The sequence below is a fragment of the Nocardia sp. NPDC051463 genome, assembly GCF_040681975.1.
Taxonomy (GTDB): domain Bacteria; phylum Actinomycetota; class Actinomycetes; order Mycobacteriales; family Mycobacteriaceae; genus Nocardia.
On sequence record NZ_JBFBAB010000007.1, the window covers coordinates 20,765 to 35,454 of the forward strand.

General features: G+C 66.8%; 16 protein-coding genes. 8 read left to right on the forward strand and 8 right to left on the reverse strand.

The annotated features are described in order from the left end of the window. Positions 1-64 precede the first annotated feature (64 nt). Entirely contained in the window at positions 65-1,102 is a 1,038-nt protein-coding gene (locus AB0M74_RS12340) for an alpha/beta hydrolase (RefSeq protein WP_364905440.1), read from the forward strand. 447 nt (positions 1,103-1,549) lie between these two features. Here the strand turns inward: AB0M74_RS12340 and purU are convergent, their stop codons facing one another. Continuing rightward, entirely contained in the window at positions 1,550-2,440 is an 891-nt protein-coding gene (gene purU / locus AB0M74_RS12345) for a formyltetrahydrofolate deformylase (protein ID WP_364905443.1), read from the reverse strand. 377 nt (positions 2,441-2,817) lie between these two features. After that, positions 2,818-3,399, reverse strand: coding sequence for an N-acetyltransferase (locus AB0M74_RS12350; RefSeq protein WP_364905446.1), 582 nt, complete (start codon positions 3,397-3,399; stop codon positions 2,818-2,820). A 174-nt stretch (positions 3,400-3,573) separates the two neighbouring features. Between AB0M74_RS12350 and deoC the strand changes: the two genes are divergently transcribed. Next, a complete protein-coding gene (gene deoC / locus AB0M74_RS12355; RefSeq protein WP_364905449.1) occupies positions 3,574-4,242 on the forward strand; it encodes a deoxyribose-phosphate aldolase in 669 nt (222 codons plus the stop codon). A 49-nt stretch (positions 4,243-4,291) separates the two neighbouring features. Here the strand turns inward: deoC and AB0M74_RS12360 are convergent, their stop codons facing one another. Then, on the reverse strand, positions 4,292-5,014 hold the full coding sequence (locus AB0M74_RS12360) for a DUF2993 domain-containing protein (protein WP_364905452.1): 723 nt from the start codon (positions 5,012-5,014) through the stop codon (positions 4,292-4,294). A gap of 99 nt (positions 5,015-5,113) precedes the next feature. Here AB0M74_RS12360 and AB0M74_RS12365 point away from each other — a divergent pair, with 99 nt between their 5' ends. Continuing rightward, entirely contained in the window at positions 5,114-5,719 is a 606-nt protein-coding gene (locus tag AB0M74_RS12365; RefSeq protein WP_364905454.1) for a hypothetical protein, read from the forward strand. A gap of 17 nt (positions 5,720-5,736) precedes the next feature. On the opposite strand, the gene AB0M74_RS12370 is transcribed toward AB0M74_RS12365, so the two are convergent. The 3 genes from AB0M74_RS12370 to AB0M74_RS12380 form a co-directional block, all read right to left on the reverse strand. Beyond that, positions 5,737-6,546 carry a class I SAM-dependent methyltransferase gene (locus AB0M74_RS12370; RefSeq protein WP_364905456.1) on the reverse strand — a complete coding sequence of 270 codons (810 nt, stop codon included), beginning with the start codon at positions 6,544-6,546 and terminating at the stop codon, positions 5,737-5,739. Then, positions 6,516-7,034, reverse strand: coding sequence for a DUF2505 domain-containing protein (locus AB0M74_RS12375; protein ID WP_364905459.1), 519 nt, complete (start codon positions 7,032-7,034; stop codon positions 6,516-6,518). The genes AB0M74_RS12370 and AB0M74_RS12375 overlap by 31 nt, the downstream gene beginning before the upstream one ends. A 216-nt stretch (positions 7,035-7,250) precedes the next feature. Beyond that, on the reverse strand, positions 7,251-7,736 hold the full coding sequence (locus AB0M74_RS12380) for a DUF2505 domain-containing protein (protein WP_364905462.1): 486 nt from the start codon (positions 7,734-7,736) through the stop codon (positions 7,251-7,253). A 39-nt stretch (positions 7,737-7,775) separates the two neighbouring features. Here AB0M74_RS12380 and AB0M74_RS12385 point away from each other — a divergent pair, with 39 nt between their 5' ends. Together AB0M74_RS12385 and AB0M74_RS12390 are read left to right on the forward strand one after the other, a co-directional pair. After that, a complete protein-coding gene (locus AB0M74_RS12385; protein WP_364905910.1) occupies positions 7,776-8,867 on the forward strand; it encodes a UDP-N-acetylmuramate dehydrogenase in 1,092 nt (363 codons plus the stop codon). Between the two features lie 68 nt (positions 8,868-8,935). Beyond that, positions 8,936-10,174, forward strand: a complete 1,239-nt coding sequence (locus AB0M74_RS12390; protein WP_364905465.1) for an Ig-like domain-containing protein — start codon at positions 8,936-8,938, stop codon at positions 10,172-10,174. A gap of 76 nt (positions 10,175-10,250) precedes the next feature. Here AB0M74_RS12390 and mscL read toward each other — a convergent pair whose 3' ends face one another. Together mscL and AB0M74_RS12400 are read right to left on the reverse strand one after the other, a co-directional pair. Continuing rightward, positions 10,251-10,703, reverse strand: a complete 453-nt coding sequence (gene mscL / locus AB0M74_RS12395) for a large conductance mechanosensitive channel protein MscL (RefSeq protein WP_364905468.1) — start codon at positions 10,701-10,703, stop codon at positions 10,251-10,253. A 171-nt stretch (positions 10,704-10,874) separates the two neighbouring features. Next, positions 10,875-11,609 carry an SDR family oxidoreductase gene (locus AB0M74_RS12400; RefSeq protein ID WP_364905471.1) on the reverse strand — a complete coding sequence of 245 codons (735 nt, stop codon included), beginning with the start codon at positions 11,607-11,609 and terminating at the stop codon, positions 10,875-10,877. Between the two features lie 91 nt (positions 11,610-11,700). Here AB0M74_RS12400 and AB0M74_RS12405 point away from each other — a divergent pair, with 91 nt between their 5' ends. The 3 genes from AB0M74_RS12405 (at position 11,701) to AB0M74_RS12415 (ending at position 14,674) form a co-directional block, all read left to right on the forward strand. Further along, positions 11,701-12,534, forward strand: a complete 834-nt coding sequence (locus AB0M74_RS12405) for an alpha/beta hydrolase (RefSeq protein WP_364905473.1) — start codon at positions 11,701-11,703, stop codon at positions 12,532-12,534. Between the two features lie 164 nt (positions 12,535-12,698). Further along, positions 12,699-14,171, forward strand: coding sequence for a D-inositol-3-phosphate glycosyltransferase (mshA, locus tag AB0M74_RS12410; protein WP_364905475.1), 1,473 nt, complete (start codon positions 12,699-12,701; stop codon positions 14,169-14,171). Further along, entirely contained in the window at positions 14,168-14,674 is a 507-nt protein-coding gene (locus AB0M74_RS12415) for a YbjN domain-containing protein (protein WP_364905478.1), read from the forward strand. The genes mshA and AB0M74_RS12415 overlap by 4 nt, the downstream gene beginning before the upstream one ends. Positions 14,675-14,690: the final 16 nt, after the last annotated feature.

Below are 14,690 nucleotides of genomic sequence, written 5' to 3' on the forward strand. Positions count from 1 at the left end.
CTAGCTCTAGCTAGCAGCGCGAATCGGGGTTACTGTACCTAGCAGTAACACAAAGGAGTGTCCGATGCGTGCAATGCTGCCGTCTGCGTTGGTGAACCTCCCGGAACATGTCCGGGGCTTGCTCGACGTCCACCGCGCCAACCTGCGGAATCGTACCTATGCGACCGCGGCACTGAACCCGCCGACCATTGCGCATCAGATCGTCCCCGTGACCACCGCCGACGGCGCCAAGCTGCGCGTGCACGCATACGGACCGGCCGACAGACAGGTGATCGTGCTGGTGCATGGCTGGACCTGCGCCATCGAATACTGGAACGCGCAGATCAATGCGTTCGCGGGCGAGTACCGCGTGATCGCCTACGACCAGCGCGGGCATGGAGAGAGCGAACTCGGTTCCAGCCCGCTGACCACCGATCTGCTCGCCGACGATCTGGCCGCTGTCCTCGAGGCCACTCTGCGTCCCGGCCGCAAGGCCGTGCTGGTCGGGCACAGCCTCGGCGGAATGACGCTGCAGGCCTGGGCCGGACGGTATCCCGAACGGGTCGCCGAGCGGGCGCTCGCGGTGCTGTTGACCAACACCGCCCCGCACGGGCTGGTCGCGACGACCACGGTAGTGCCGTTGTTCAACCGACCGCTCCCGTTGCTGAAGTTCCGAATTCCCTTGCCTGCCTTCATCGGCCGTCTCGGACTCGGCGCCCCCATCCTCTTCCCGCCGCTCGCTCCGGTGCGCTGGCTCTTCGCCAGGCAGATCATGACTCTCGCCGCCACCGACGACGAGATCGACTTCAGCATGGCCATCGTGCGCTCCTGCCCAGCCCGCGTGCGCGCCGAGTTCGGCATCCTGCTCGCCGAAATGGACCTCGGCGAATCGGCACGAAACCTGGTGGTGCCCACAACCGTCCTCGCCGGCTCCCTCGACGACATGACACCGCCCGCACACTCCGAGCTGATCGCGGAGATGCTCAACGAAACCGGCACCCTGGCCAAGTACGAGGTACTGAACACCGGCCATCTCGGCAACACCGAGGCCCATCACCGCTTCAACGAGGAACTAACCCAGGTCCTCGAATCCACCCGCACACCAGCAGAAGCCGTGGGCTGACCCTCCCCACAGAAGATCGACGGTAGTGAGATGGCGGCTCAACCCCCAACCCTGTAGCCACCATTTGACTACCGTCGTTACTGGAACTGCTTGGCATGCAACAACAGGGGAAGGTGAGTTCACGTGTCGAGCCGGGCACGCTACCCAGCTTCGGCCGACCAGTTGTGTGGGGAGGTGAGGGCTTGTCGGACCCTCTGGTGTGCTATCGAGTTCGGGTTGCCCTACACGGTTTTCCCTGGGGCGGTGCTGAGCACGTCATGTGGTACCCGGCTGTGTCTTCCGCCGTGCGGACCGGCCGTGGTTGACGTTCTCGGACCTTCTCTGGCGAGGCAGAAGTATGTGGGTCGGGGAGAACCACACCCCTTGTCGGAATCTCATGCCCATCACGAGAGGTGCGAAGTTGCGACCGGGGTGGGCGGGCGACGGCGTTGTGTCGTGGGTGGGTTGTCAGTTGAAGACGACTGTGCGGCGGCCGTGGACCAGGACTCGGGCTTCCAGGTGCCAGCGGAGGCCGCGGGCGAGGACTACACGTTCGATGTCGCGGCCTTGGCGGACCATGTCGCGCACCTCGTCGGCATGGTCGATGCGAATGACGTCCTGTTCGATGATCGGGCCCGCGTCCAGTTCTGCTGTGACGTAGTGGCAGGTGGCACCGATCAGTTTGACGCCTCGGGCGAAAGCCTGGTGGTAGGGGCGGGCGCCGACGAACGACGGGAGGAAGCTGTGGTGGATATTGATCGCCCGGCCTGCCCAGTGTTCGGTGAGTTCAGGGGGGAGTACCTGCATGAATCTGGCGAGCACCACCGCGTGCGGGTCGTGTGCGTCGACGAGTGCTCGCACTTGCTCGAATGCGGGGCCGCGTTCGGCGGGGTCCTTCGGGAACGGCACATAGTGGAATTTCACGCCGTGTGCCTCGGTCATGCCTGCCAGGTCGGGATGGTTGCCGATGACCGCCTCGATGGTGGCGGGCAGCTCACCGCTGGCGGCGCGTCCGAGCAGGTCGTGCAGGCAGTGTCCGTCCTTGCTGACCAGCAGCACCGCCCGCCGCCGCTCTCGGGAATCGAGGAGCTGCCATTCCGTCTCCGGCCCCAGCTCCGCGGCCACTCCCGCGAACCGGTCCCGCAGTTCCGCGATCCCGAACGGCACCGTCGAAGCCTTGATCGCCTGCCGGGTGAAGAACCACCCACTGTCGACGTCGGAGTGGTAGCCGGCCTCCACGATCGACCCGCCGAACTCGGCGATGAACGAGGTGATTCGAGCAATGATGCCCGGGCGGTCCGGGCAGCCGAGGCTGAGCACAAAACGACGGTCGTCGAGAGCGGATGGAGCGGAACTCATCGACACATCCTCCCAGGTCGCTCCGCGCCCCATCCATCCGCCCGCCGCACGCACCGCGCGTACATCCACCACAGTCACCAATCACGACCGACGCCCCGAACCGGCAGCGATCCCGCCGGACGAGCAGCCACCACCAGCACAAGCCGACGGGTATCCACCATGGTCGCGACAATCCCTACCGACGCTCCCCCTTGGCACAATGACGCGTTTCGGGTGGGGCGAGTTCGAGTGCGAGGGTTTGTGGCATGTTCCGTCTCTGTGTGTGCTGGAGCGTGTTCATTGAGGTGGTGAGCTCGGCTACCGACGGTCCGAGCGCAGCGAGACCGAGCATTAGAGGAAGCGAGACCAAGGGGGTCGCGAACACGCGGCGCCGCAAATCAAACACAATAAAACGGTTCGGCGTAATGGAATTCGCCGACGATCTGCGATTCGTAGGCGGTCAGCTGGCGGACCTGGAAGTGGGAGACCCAGGCGGGTTCGTCCGGGGTGATGCCGAGGCGGGCGGCGGGGACGAAGCCGAATTGGGGGTAGTAGTCGACACTGCCGAGCAGGGCGACGAGGGGTTCGTCGAGAGCGTCCGCCGCGCCGAGGGCGGCGTGCACGAGGGCCGCGCCGACGCCGCTGCCCTGGTGTTCGGTGTCGACGCCGAGCGGGCCGAGGGCGAGGACCGGAAAGGGGCCGACACTCGCGCGGGTGAGGCAGACATGCCCGATGACTATGTCGTGCTCGATGGCGACGAAGGACAGCGTGGGGATCCAGCCTTCGTCGCTGCGGAGGCGGGCGACGAGATCGACCTCGGGCGGGTCGTCGGCGCTGTTGGGTTCGCCGGTCATCTCCACGATGTCGGCGTCGGCGAGGGTGTATCGCGCATCGCCGTCGGCGTACTGCGGTCCGAAGGCGCTGCGATGCACCGCCGCGATGGCAGTGACATCATCGGCGCGTTCGCGACGGATCAGCACGGTGTCGTCTCCTCCTGAACGAGTAGGGCCATCCGTACATGCTCCCGCGCTCGCGGCGGAGTCGTGCACGCGCTCGTGTCCGATGTACAAGTCCTCCACCGACAATAACGAGTGTGCGGGAAGCGCCGGAGGCACGCAATGGAATTCGCCGCGGGTATGCCAGACTCTCACCCCATGGCAAGCTCCACATCGCTGACCCGGGCCGAAGTGGCCGCCATGATCGATCACACCTTGCTCGCACCCGAGGCGACGACCGCCGATGTCGACGCGCTCATCGCCGAAGCGCGTGCGCTCGGCGTGTACGCGATCTGTGTATCGCCGTCCATGCTGCCGGTGCGTGCACCTGGTGTGGCGATCGCGACGGTCGCCGGATTCCCTTCCGGCAAACACCATTCGCTGGTGAAGGGCGCGGAGGCCCGACTCTCCGTCGAGCACGGCGCGGCCGAAGTGGACATGGTCATCGATGTCGGCGCGGCGCTTGCCGGTGACTACAACGCCGTCCTGGCCGATATCGTCACGGTCCGTGAGGCCATGGGCGAGCGGGCGGTGCTCAAGGTGATCATCGAGTCGGCCGCGTTGCCCGATGCCGCGATCGTGGCGGTCTGCCGCGTCGCCGAACGCGCGGGTGCGAACTTTGTGAAGACCTCCACCGGCTTTCACCCCGCGGGCGGTGCGAGCGTGCACGCGGTAGCGCTGATGGCGGAAACGGTCGGCGGGCGTCTCGGCGTGAAAGCGAGCGGTGGGATCCGGACCGCCGAAGCCGCGGCGGAACTGATCGCCGCTGGCGCGACCCGGCTCGGTCTGTCCAAATCCCGTGTGGTGCTTGACGGTTTCCCCGCCTGATTCGTTCGGGGTGCGAATTCCTCCGGCGAGGACACGATTTCGGTGGTGATCAGCAGCGGGCCTCGTTCGGGCCGGCCTCGAGCTCGGTGCGGCCGCCCTCCAGCTTCACCGCGATACCGTCGTCGGTCACTTTGATGTCGGTCGCCTTCAGGCCCATCGGATAGCTCTGCAGGCTCTGGGTGAAGACATCGACGATGCCCTGCACCAGATCGGTGGGCAAGCCCATGCCGAGCAGCTCCGCCGACATGGTGTCCACCTGCACCCCGCCGTTCGCCACCCGCGGCTGCACCTGCAGCTGGGCGAGCCCACCGAGCACGTCCAGCGTCAGCATCCCGGTGCTCGAGGAGGAGTGCACGCCACTGACCAGGCCGCCGAGCGTTTGCCGGATTCCGTCGTTGTTCCAGGTGACATCGGCCGACGAACTATCGATGGTGCCGCCGCTCTGTCCGCCGTTGCTGACATCGAGGTTCTTGAACTTGGCGTGCACCACCATGCCGACGGCCGGGCCGAACTTGGAGTCGGCGCTATCCACTGTCACCTTGGAGACTTTGCCGTCGATCAAAGTGAGCAGCATCGGCCGCCAGCCGAAGCCGACGTCGATCTTCGAGCCCATGTCCTTCTCGAATTGCGTGCTTATGCACCGCGAGATCTTGTGCCTGGCGTACGCCTCGCCGGCGACCAACGCACCGATGAGCAGCGTCACGACCACGACGAGGGCGATCACCAGGGTGCGCCGGGTGGAGGTCGCGGTGGTAGGAGGCTTCTGACTCATGAGCCCGATTCTTCCCGACATTTCTGTGTTCGCTCTGAGGGCGCGGTGAGGGGATCGATTGTGACATGGGACACAGATTTCGAGCGTAGCCTGGTGGCCATGGCTGGCGATGCTGCGGCCCGCGCACTCTCCGCGGAGCAGAGATGGCGGGTGCTGCGGCGCCTGGCCGGTCGGCACGCCGGATTCTTCACCACCAGGCAGGTGTTGCGCACCGGTTGTGAGGTGCGAGTGCGGGTGGCGCTCGGAGATGGCTCGGTGACGCGGGCGGGCGTGGGTTTACTTCGGCTGGCCGATTGGCCCCAGGGCCCGCTCGACGAGTACGCCATGTGGGCGGCCTGGTTCGACGGCGCCGCGGCGGTGTCGCATCAGAGCGCGGCCGAACTGCACGGGCTCGGTCGGCTACGGCCGCTATTCCTGCACCTGTCGGTCGGTGCTGGGCGCCCGCCGGTGACGCCGCGCCTCGTAGTCTTGCGTCGTCCGCTGGTCGCCACCGATGTCGAGTCGGCGGGCTCGTTCCTGGTGACGACGCCGGTGCGGACGGTGCTCGATCTGGCGGAGGCGGATATCGGGCAGACCGCCTTGGACGAGGTGGTCGGCGATGCGGTCGCCATCCATCGTTGTGCGCGCGATGAAATCCGTTCGGCCAGTGTCCGACTGCCCCCGCGTGCGGCCGCCCGGGTGCATCGGGCCCTCACCGGCGTATGAGCCGACCACCTCACGGGCTACGTGCGACCGTTGTTCGGCGCGACGGCCGACCACGGAACCGAGAGCACGCAGTCACGCATACGACGGCGGTAGGTTCGCACCGGAAAACCTTCCTGCCGCAACGACTCCGCTGTGGCTCGCCAGCGGACCCGCGGCCCGAACGGCGCGTGCGGTGCGGCGCGGGCCCAGGCGCGGTCGGCGGCCGTGAGCAGGGCATGGATCGGTTCGCCGGGAACGTTGCGGTGGATCAATGCCTTCGGAAGTCGCTCGGCGATGTCAGAGGGGCGCTCGACGGTGAACGGATCCCACGCCAGGGTCAACGACAGTGGCCCCGAGCGATCCAGCAGCACCCATGCGCAGCGGCGGCCTAGTTCATCGCAGGTTCCGTCGACCAGCAGGCCGTCGGGGGCGAGGCCGGAGAGAATGGTCGCCCACGCGTCGGGGACCGCTGATTCCGGATACTGCCGCAGCACATTGAACGCGCGCACCAAGACCGGCCGCAGCCCGGCCAACTCGAAGCCGCCGCGGGCGAATCCGACCCCGTCGCGGCCGGGCACCACCCGATCCGGGTCGATCTCCAAGCCGATCACGCGCACGTCGGCGCGGACGGTCCGCACCCGGGTCGCCAGCTCCAGCGTGGTCCACGGGCTCGCACCGTAACCGAGATCGACGACCAGCGGATCCGGCGCGTCCTGCAGGCGCGCCCGGACCAGTTCGTTGTTGATCAGCCAGCGGTCGCTGCGTCGTAGTCTGTTGACGCCGGTGGTGCCGCGGGTGATGGTGCCGACCGGTTTGGTCAGCTGGTCGGGTTTTGCTCTTCCAGCCACCGCACGGTCTCTTCGGCCTCGGCACGGAACAGGTCGACGAGGTTCACCAGCATCAGCTGCTCGAGTCGCGGACCAACCATGGGAATGAACACCTTTGCCTCCGAGGAGAACCGCGCGGTGCAGCCGGTGTCGGTGGGGAACACACGGATGGTGCCGCCGAGGCTGCCGGGGCCCGCGGGGATCGACGCAGAGTATTTGCCGACGACTTCGTCCTCGTTGAACGGGCCGTAGCTCTCTTTGCGGGTGATCACCATATCTTTGCGCATCACCGCCTGCGCCATCTCCGGCAGCATCTCTCGCGGCAGGATGTGGTGCAGCACGATCTCGATGCCGGAGTCGCTGACCTCATGGCTCACGACTTCGTTCTCCGAGTACTTTCGCATCTCGGTGACCCGCGCCTCCCAGTAGTCGCGGTTCGACAACGCTGCATACAGCTCTTTGGTGGTGTGCAGCGGGTAGCGGGCTGAATAGTCCAGTCGGCGAGCCATGAACGGTTACGTTACCGGGACCGATTGCCGCGCCATCGCTCGGCGGTGAATGTGGAGACCATCCGGACTGGCGAAGTGAACGCGGTCGGTGCGCTGCCGACGGGACTGCTGTCCCGGTACTGGTGGCAGCCTGCCGCGGCTGAGCACCGCGCGAACACCCCGGAACGAACGCACACCTCCTGGCATTCCAGAAGGTGTGCGGCGTCGGGTGCGGACTCAGCGCTGAGCGAGCCAGTTGTTGGTGAACTCCTCCTCGGAGGCGAGCAGTTCGGTGAGACGCTCGGCGATCGCGGCTTCGATCTTCCCGCCGAACAGCGGGATCTTCACCTCGATGTTGCCGGTCACCGTGGCCACCGAGCCGGTGCCATCGGCAACGAGGGCGATGGCACCGCGAACCTCGGCAGGTGCGCCCTCGACGCGGGCCTCGAAGGTCGCGGTATCGCCGGACCAGTTCTCGACGCGCGGGATGATCAGATCGCCGGGGCGGACCGCGGTGATGGCGGCGGGCAGCAGCTCTGCGGCGATGGCCTGGACCATCTCGATGCGGACCTGATCACCGTTGACGGCGATCGAATCGAGTCGAGCGTTGGGCCCACCCACCTCGGCGATGCGGTTCTTCCAATACTGCTCGTCAGCAATCACTGCGCGCACGGCCGCGACCGGATGCGAATAGCGGGCCGTGTACGCCAGGGGTGTAGCCATGTTCGAACACGCTACCGTCTGGCTGTGCGAACTTCACGGGTGGTGTCGTCGGATCGGTTGCGCGAGCTGCTGGCCGACACCGGTGCGCTGGTGCGCGAATCGGTGCGGCTTGCGGAACTGACCACGCTGCGGGTCGGCGGGCCCGCGACGGTGGCCGAGTGCGTGTCGACCGAGTCGTTGGTGGCGACCGTGCGCGCGCTGGACGCGGCCGGAATCCCGCTGTTGCTGCTCGCCGGCGGCTCCAATCTGCTGATCGGTGACGAGGGCTTCGACGGTGTCGTCGTTCTGGTGCGGACCGAGGGCGTCGAGATCGGCGCGGACGGTGTGATCGCCGAGGCGGGCGCGAACTGGGACACGGTGGTCGAGGCGACCGTGGCGGCCGGGTTGGGTGGACTGGAGTGCCTTTCCGGCATTCCGGGATCGGCGGGCGCGACCCCGGTGCAGAACGTCGGCGCGTACGGCGTCGAGGTGGAGCGCCTGCTGCGTCGGGCGCGATTGCTCGATCGCGCCACTGGCGAGATCCGTTGGGTCGAGCCGGGCGAGCTCGGTTTCGGATACCGGACCAGCGTGCTCAAACACCGCGATGACGCCGTTGTGCTCGCCGTCGATTACGCGCTCGATCCCAGCGGGGCCAGCGCACCGCTGCGCTACGGCGAGCTGGCGAACGCGCTCGGCGCGACCAACGGCGAATCCAGACCGGCGGCGCAGGTGCGGGCCGCGGTGCTCGGCTTGCGGGCGGGCAAAGGCATGGTGCTCGACCCTGCCGATCACGACACCTGGAGCGCCGGATCCTTCTTCACCAACCCGGTCGTTCCGGAAGCCGGGGTCGGCGCGGTGCGGGCCGCGATCGCCGCGCATGTGGGCGATGTCACGATCCCGACCTATCCGGCACCGGACGGGGTCAAATTCTCCGCGGGCTGGCTCATCGAACGGGCCGGTTTCGCCAAGGGTTTTCCCGGGCAGTCGGCCCCGGCTCGGCTGTCCACGAAACACACGTTGGCGCTGACCAACCGTGGTGACGCGACGGCAGCGGATTTAGTCGCGCTGGCCAGGACGGTCCGTGACGGTGTCACCGAGCGATTCGGGATCCGGCTCGAGCCGGAGCCGGTCACGGTGGGGGTCAGGCTCTAGCCGGATGCAAGGGACGCCACATTCTTCGCTGGCGGAGTGAACGATTTCTCGCGCGTAACTTCGAAGAAGTGAGTAACCGCCCAGTCATCCGAAGACCGGCCGCTGCCGTGTCAGCCGTGCTACTCGCCGTGGTTGCCCTGGTGGCAAGCTGCACGATCGACCGCGGCGGCAAGAGCGACTCCGCCGGCGATTCCCGTCCAGTCGCGAAAGTCAGTATGGCCCCGGCCGCCGATGCCGAGAACGTCAACCCGACGGCACCGGTCTCGGTCACCGTCGCCGACGGCACGATCGACCAGATCGCGCTGACCAATGCCAGCGGCAAGCACGTCAGCGGCGAGCTCGCACCGGACAAGCACAGCTACAAGATCACCGAGGCGCTCGGCTACGACGCCACCTACACCTGGTCGGGCACGGCGATCGGCACCGATCGCAAACCGGTTCCCATCGAGGGCACCTTCCGCACGCTCGCGCCGAAGAACGCGGTCCCCGCAACCGTCAATATCGCCGACAACCAGGAAGTCGGCATCGCCGCGCCGATCATCCTGCAATTCAAGGCTTCTGTGCAGAACAAGGCCGCGGTGGAGAAGGCACTGACCGTCACGACCAACCCGCCCACCGAGGGCGCGTGGGCCTGGTTCCCCGACGACAACGGTGGCTCGCGCCTGCATTGGCGGCCGAAGGATTACTGGGTGCCAGGCACTACCGTGCAGGTCACAGCCAAGCTCTACGGCCTCGACCTCGGCGGCGGCAATTACGGATACACCGATCTCACTTCGGATTTCCGCATCGGCCGCAGTCAGATCGTGCGGGCCAACGCGCCGAGCCACCGTATGCAGGTGGTGCGCGACGGACAGGTCGTCTTCGACTTCCCGGTCAGCTACGGCGAGGGCAATGAGCCACGCAATGTAACCCGCTCCGGTGTGCACGTGGTCACCGAAAAGTACGAAGACTTCATGATGTCGAATCCGCCGTTCTACACCAACGTTCGCGAACGCTGGGCGGTACGCATTTCCAATAATGGCGAATTCATCCATGCGAATCCGGAATCGCTGTCGGCGCAAGGGTCGTCGAATGTCACCAATGGCTGTATCAATCTTTCGCCGAGTGATGCGCAAGCGTTCTTCCCGACCGCGCTCTACGGCGATCCGGTCGAAGTGACCGGCACATCGATCCAGATGTCGGCCGCTGACGGCGATCTCTACGACTGGACCATCGGCTGGAGTACCTGGAAGGGCTTGTCCGCGTTGGACGACGCGCACGCTCCCGGCATTTCCGCGACACCGGTCGCGCCGGGGCCGCCGCGTTGATCCGCGACCAACGCAGACAGATCCGCCCCCGTTCGATGATCCGAACGGGGGCGGATTGGTCTCGGGCGCCAGGTGATTACCGGTTCGCTGTGGCCTTCTCGGGCGCGACGTTCGCCTTCTCGAGCGCGATGGCCTCCTCGACGGAGCCGAGGTTGCGCCGGGCGAGCAGATCGCGGATCTCGATGAGTAGTTCGGTCTCGGTCGGCTCGGCGGCCTTGGTGGTGCCGAAGCGGTTCTTGAGCGTCTTCATCGGCACCATCAGTACGAAGTACAGCACCGCGGCGACCATGACGAAATCGATGAGCGCGGTGAGGATCGGGCCGACCGCGATGAAGGTGGCGGGCTTGTCCGCCACCAATTGGACGCCGAGTCCCAGCTCGTTGGTCTTGCCCAGAACGGCGAGCAAGGGGTTGATGATGCCCTTGGTCACCGCCGTCACGACCGCGGTGAACGCGGTGCCCATGACCACCGCGACAGCAAGGTCGATAACGTTCCCGCGCATCAGGAAATCTTTGAAACCCTTGAGCATGAGCCGAGCAACTCCAATCTGGTGTATTCGAATTTCAAATCCCGGATGCCAACCGCCCGTACCCACTGGAGCGAATCTTCAGCAACCCCTATGTGGCACTCGGCCAGCCTTGGCTCCGGGCCACGATAGACGGGGGGAGCGTGGTGCTGCGACTCGAGCGCGGACCGGATGTCAGCCGCGGCGCGCGAAGCGACCCGGGACCACCTGGTCACGCGGCGCGACAATGATCTGGTCCAGGTTGACGTGGGACGGTCGAGACGCGACGAAGCCCACAATCTCCGCGATGTCCTGCGCGACCAGCGGGTCGATGCCCTCGTACACCTTGGCGGCGCGTTCGGCGTCACCGTCGAAGCGGACCAGGGAGAACTCGGTTTCGACGGCGCCGGGCGCTATCTCGGTGAGCCGGACCGGTTGGCCGAGCAGCTCGCCGCGCAGCGTGCGGTGCAGTACCGCCTGGGCGTGCTTGGCGGAGGTGTAGCCGGAGCCGTTGTCGTAGGCGTGGAAGGCGGCGACCGAAGTGATGGTGACGATGAGGCCGTCGCCCGAGGCGATCAGTTTCGGCAGCAGCGCTTTGGTGATGCGCAGCGTGCCGAGCACATTGGTCTCCCACATCCAGCGCCAGTCGTCGAGATCGGCCTCCGCCACCGGGGCGAGGCCCTTCGCGCCGCCCGCATTGTTGACGAGCACGTGGGCGCTGTCGATCGCATCGGTGAAGGCCTGCACCGAAGCATCGGAGGTCACATCGAGTTCCAACGCGGTACCGCCGATTTCGTCGGCGAGGGTCTGCAACCGATCGAGCCTGCGGGCGCCGACATAGACGTGGTAACCCTGCTTGGCGAGTTCCCTTGCGGTGGCTTCCCCGATTCCCGAGCTGGCTCCGGTGACGACGGCGGTGCGGATACTCATGATCACGATCCTAAGTGCAGGGAGTTTGCCAGGGGCCGGGGCTGTTGCCCGGATCACGGTCGGCGCGCACCACACCGTTAGCCTCGGTGGCATGGCTATTCGGGATGCGGTCAGTGCGGACGGAACCACCATCGCCTATCGGGTCAGTGGTCCTGCCGACGGGCGGCCGCTGGTGCTGCTGCACGGTTGGTCGGCGAATCTGCTGTGTTGGGGTGCGGCCGCCGACGAGTTGGCCGGGCGTTTCCGTGTCATCGCCATTGATCTGCGCGGGCACGGCTACTCCGATGCACCGGAGGTCGGGTACGACGATCCCGAGAACTGGGCCGCCGATATCGCCGCTGTCCTTGCGCGGGAGGGCATCGAGTCCGGCGCGGTGCTGCTGGGCTGGTCCTACGGCGGCATTGTGCTCAGCGACTACCTGACCGCCTACGGAACCGGCGCGATCGCCGGCGTTATCTACACCGGTTCGATGGCCAATATCGGCCGTGCACCCGGAGCGCAGACCGGTTCAGCCATGCGGGAAGCCATGCCCGGCGTCTTCGAGGAAAGTGCCGGGCGCGCGGTGCGTGCCTTCGGCGCCTTCGGCAATGCCAACACCGGCCAGGGCCAGGACAAGGGCGTCGATGCCCAGCGACTGTTCGGCGCGAGCCTGGCCACGCCGCCGCGGGTGCGCAAGGCGCTGTTCTATCGGACTGTCGACAACACCGAGATGCTGCGCGCCCTCGATGTCCCGGTGTTGGTTCTGCACGGCACCAGCGATCCGGTCGTCCCGATCGAGAACGGCCGCTACATTCTCGACACGGTGCCCGGTGCGCGCGCCTCGTTCTGGGAGGGCGCGCAGCACGGTCTGTTCATCGAGGACCGCACGCGGTTCGTGGCCGAGGTCGGTGCGTTCATCGACGGCCTGGCGGTCACGCCGAAGTAGCCGTCCGAAACCCGCCGGTGCGGGCTGTGCTCGTCACGCAGACTGGGTCCTGTTCGCCGAGCGCCGGTGGAGGGCGCCGATTCGTGACTGCCCTCACGATCGGTTTGTGATGGCCGTCACTTGCCGCGGTAGCGGCGTCTGACTTCGTTGATGCAACGTGCACTATGGATAGTGTGAGTCAACGCCCGGACCTACGGCCCAATCGGATTGCCGTGCTATCGGTGCACACCTCACCACTTGCTCAACCGGGCACTGGCGACGCGGGCGGCATGAACGTGTACGTGCTTCAAACTGCCATTCAGCTGGCCTGTCGCGGTACCGAGGTGGAGATCTTCACCAGGGCCACCTCCTCGAATGCCCCGCCTGTGCAGGAGGCGGCGCCCGGGGTGCTCGTGCGCAATGTGGTGGCGGGTCCGTTCGAGGGGTTGGACAAACACGACCTGCCGACTCAGCTGTGTCCGTTCACCGCCGAAGTGCTGCGGCAGGAAGCCAGGCATCAACCCGGCTACTACGACCTCGTGCACTCGCACTACTGGCTGTCCGGGCAGGTCGGGTGGCTGGCCAGAGACCGCTGGCGGGTACCGCTCGTGCACACCGCGCACACCCTGGCCGCGGTGAAGAACGCCGCACTCGCAGAGGGCGACTGCCCCGAACCCGTCACCCGTGAGATCGGTGAGAAGCAGGTGATCGCCGAAGCGGATCGGATGGTTGCCAACACCGCCGACGAGGCACGCCAGCTCATCGAGCTCTACGGCGCCGCGCCCGAACGCATCGACGTGGTGCCGCCCGGCGCCGATCTGACCCGCTACCGCCCCGGCGACAAGGCTGCGGCTCGCGCGGAATTGGGGCTGGCCACCGACGAGCAGATCGTCGCCTTCGTCGGCCGGATCCAGCCGCTGAAGGCCCCCGACGTACTGGTGCGGGCCGCGGCCGAGGTGCTGCGGACCCAGCCCGCGCGTCAGCTGCGAGTACTCATCGTCGGCGGCCCGTCCGGAACGGGACTCGAGCGCCCCGACGCACTGATCGAGCTGGCGGCCGGCCTGGGCATCGCCGACCGCGTGACCTTCCTGCCGCCGCAGCCGCCAGACCGCCTCGTCCAGGTGTACCGCGCCGCCGATCTGGTCGCGGTGCCCAGTTATAACGAATCGTTCGGACTTGTCGCCATCGAAGCGCAGGCCAGCGGCACGCCGGTGCTGGCAGCAGACGTGGGCGGGCTCGGCACCGCCGTGCGCCACGGCGAGACCGGTCTACTGCTTCCCGGCCACGCCACCGCCGATTGGGCGAGCGCCCTGGGCTGTCTACTGGACGACCCGCGACGGCTGGCTCGGATGAGCGCCTGCGCCGTCGGACATGCCGCCAACTTCTCCTGGGAACACACCGCGGAAGGACTGCTCGCCAGCTACTCCGCGGCGCTGACCGATTTCCGTGCGGCGCGCAGCCGGCTCGGTGGCGGGCGCGGCGTGGCGTCCGATCGCGCACAGCCGCTCGACGACGGCACCGAGTTCGACGCGGCACGTCCCTCGGCACCCGGTGAGCTCGCCGGCCTCGCCATGGAACGCACGGCCGCACTCCTCAACGAGAGCAGCCAGGCCCGATCGCGGGCGCTGTGGCGGCGCCGGATGGGAGCACGCCGGTGAGCAGCGGGGCGCACGTGACCGCGCAGCTGATCGATGCGACGCTGCGTGACAGGGAGATCGAATACACCCGGCCGAGTGCGGATGTCTTCGTCGTCATCCTGCCCGGTGAGCGCAAGCTGAAGACCACCGTCATGCTCACTGTCGGCAAGCACGGCGTGCGGATCGAATCGTTCGTCTGTCGCAAGCCCGACGAAAACTTCGAGGGCGTCTACAAATTTCTGCTGCGGCGCAACCGCAGGCTCTACGGTGTGGCCTACACCCTCGACCGCGTCGGCGATATCTACCTGGTCGGCCGTATCGCCACCCACGCCGTCACCGCCGATGAACTGGACCGGGTATTCGGCCAGATCCTCGAGGCCGCCGACGCCGACTTCAACACCCTGCTCGAGCTCGGCTTCGCCGAATCCATTCGGAGAGAGTGGAAGTGGCGTGTCTCGCGCGGCGAATCGTTGAAGAATCTGCGCGCCTTCGAGCATTTGGTGGACACCGCCGAGCAGCCCTGAGTGAGTCCGGCTTCGT

Coding starts and splice junctions, on each gene's coding strand:
- AB0M74_RS12340 (WP_364905440.1), top strand. CDS start 65: ATGCGTGCAATGCTGCCGTCTGCGTTGGTGAACCTCCCGGAACATGTC.
- purU (WP_364905443.1), bottom strand. CDS start 2,440: ATGAGTTCCGCTCCATCCGCTCTCGACGACCGTCGTTTTGTGCTCAGC.
- deoC (WP_364905449.1), top strand. CDS start 3,574: ATGGCAAGCTCCACATCGCTGACCCGGGCCGAAGTGGCCGCCATGATC.
- AB0M74_RS12360 (WP_364905452.1), bottom strand. CDS start 5,014: ATGAGTCAGAAGCCTCCTACCACCGCGACCTCCACCCGGCGCACCCTG.
- AB0M74_RS12365 (WP_364905454.1), top strand. CDS start 5,114: ATGGCTGGCGATGCTGCGGCCCGCGCACTCTCCGCGGAGCAGAGATGG.
- AB0M74_RS12375 (WP_364905459.1), bottom strand. CDS start 7,034: ATGGCTCGCCGACTGGACTATTCAGCCCGCTACCCGCTGCACACCACC.
- AB0M74_RS12380 (WP_364905462.1), bottom strand. CDS start 7,736: ATGGCTACACCCCTGGCGTACACGGCCCGCTATTCGCATCCGGTCGCG.
- mscL (WP_364905468.1), bottom strand. CDS start 10,703: ATGCTCAAGGGTTTCAAAGATTTCCTGATGCGCGGGAACGTTATCGAC.
- AB0M74_RS12400 (WP_364905471.1), bottom strand. CDS start 11,609: ATGAGTATCCGCACCGCCGTCGTCACCGGAGCCAGCTCGGGAATCGGG.
- AB0M74_RS12405 (WP_364905473.1), top strand. CDS start 11,701: ATGGCTATTCGGGATGCGGTCAGTGCGGACGGAACCACCATCGCCTAT.
- mshA (WP_364905475.1), top strand. CDS start 12,699: ATGGATAGTGTGAGTCAACGCCCGGACCTACGGCCCAATCGGATTGCC.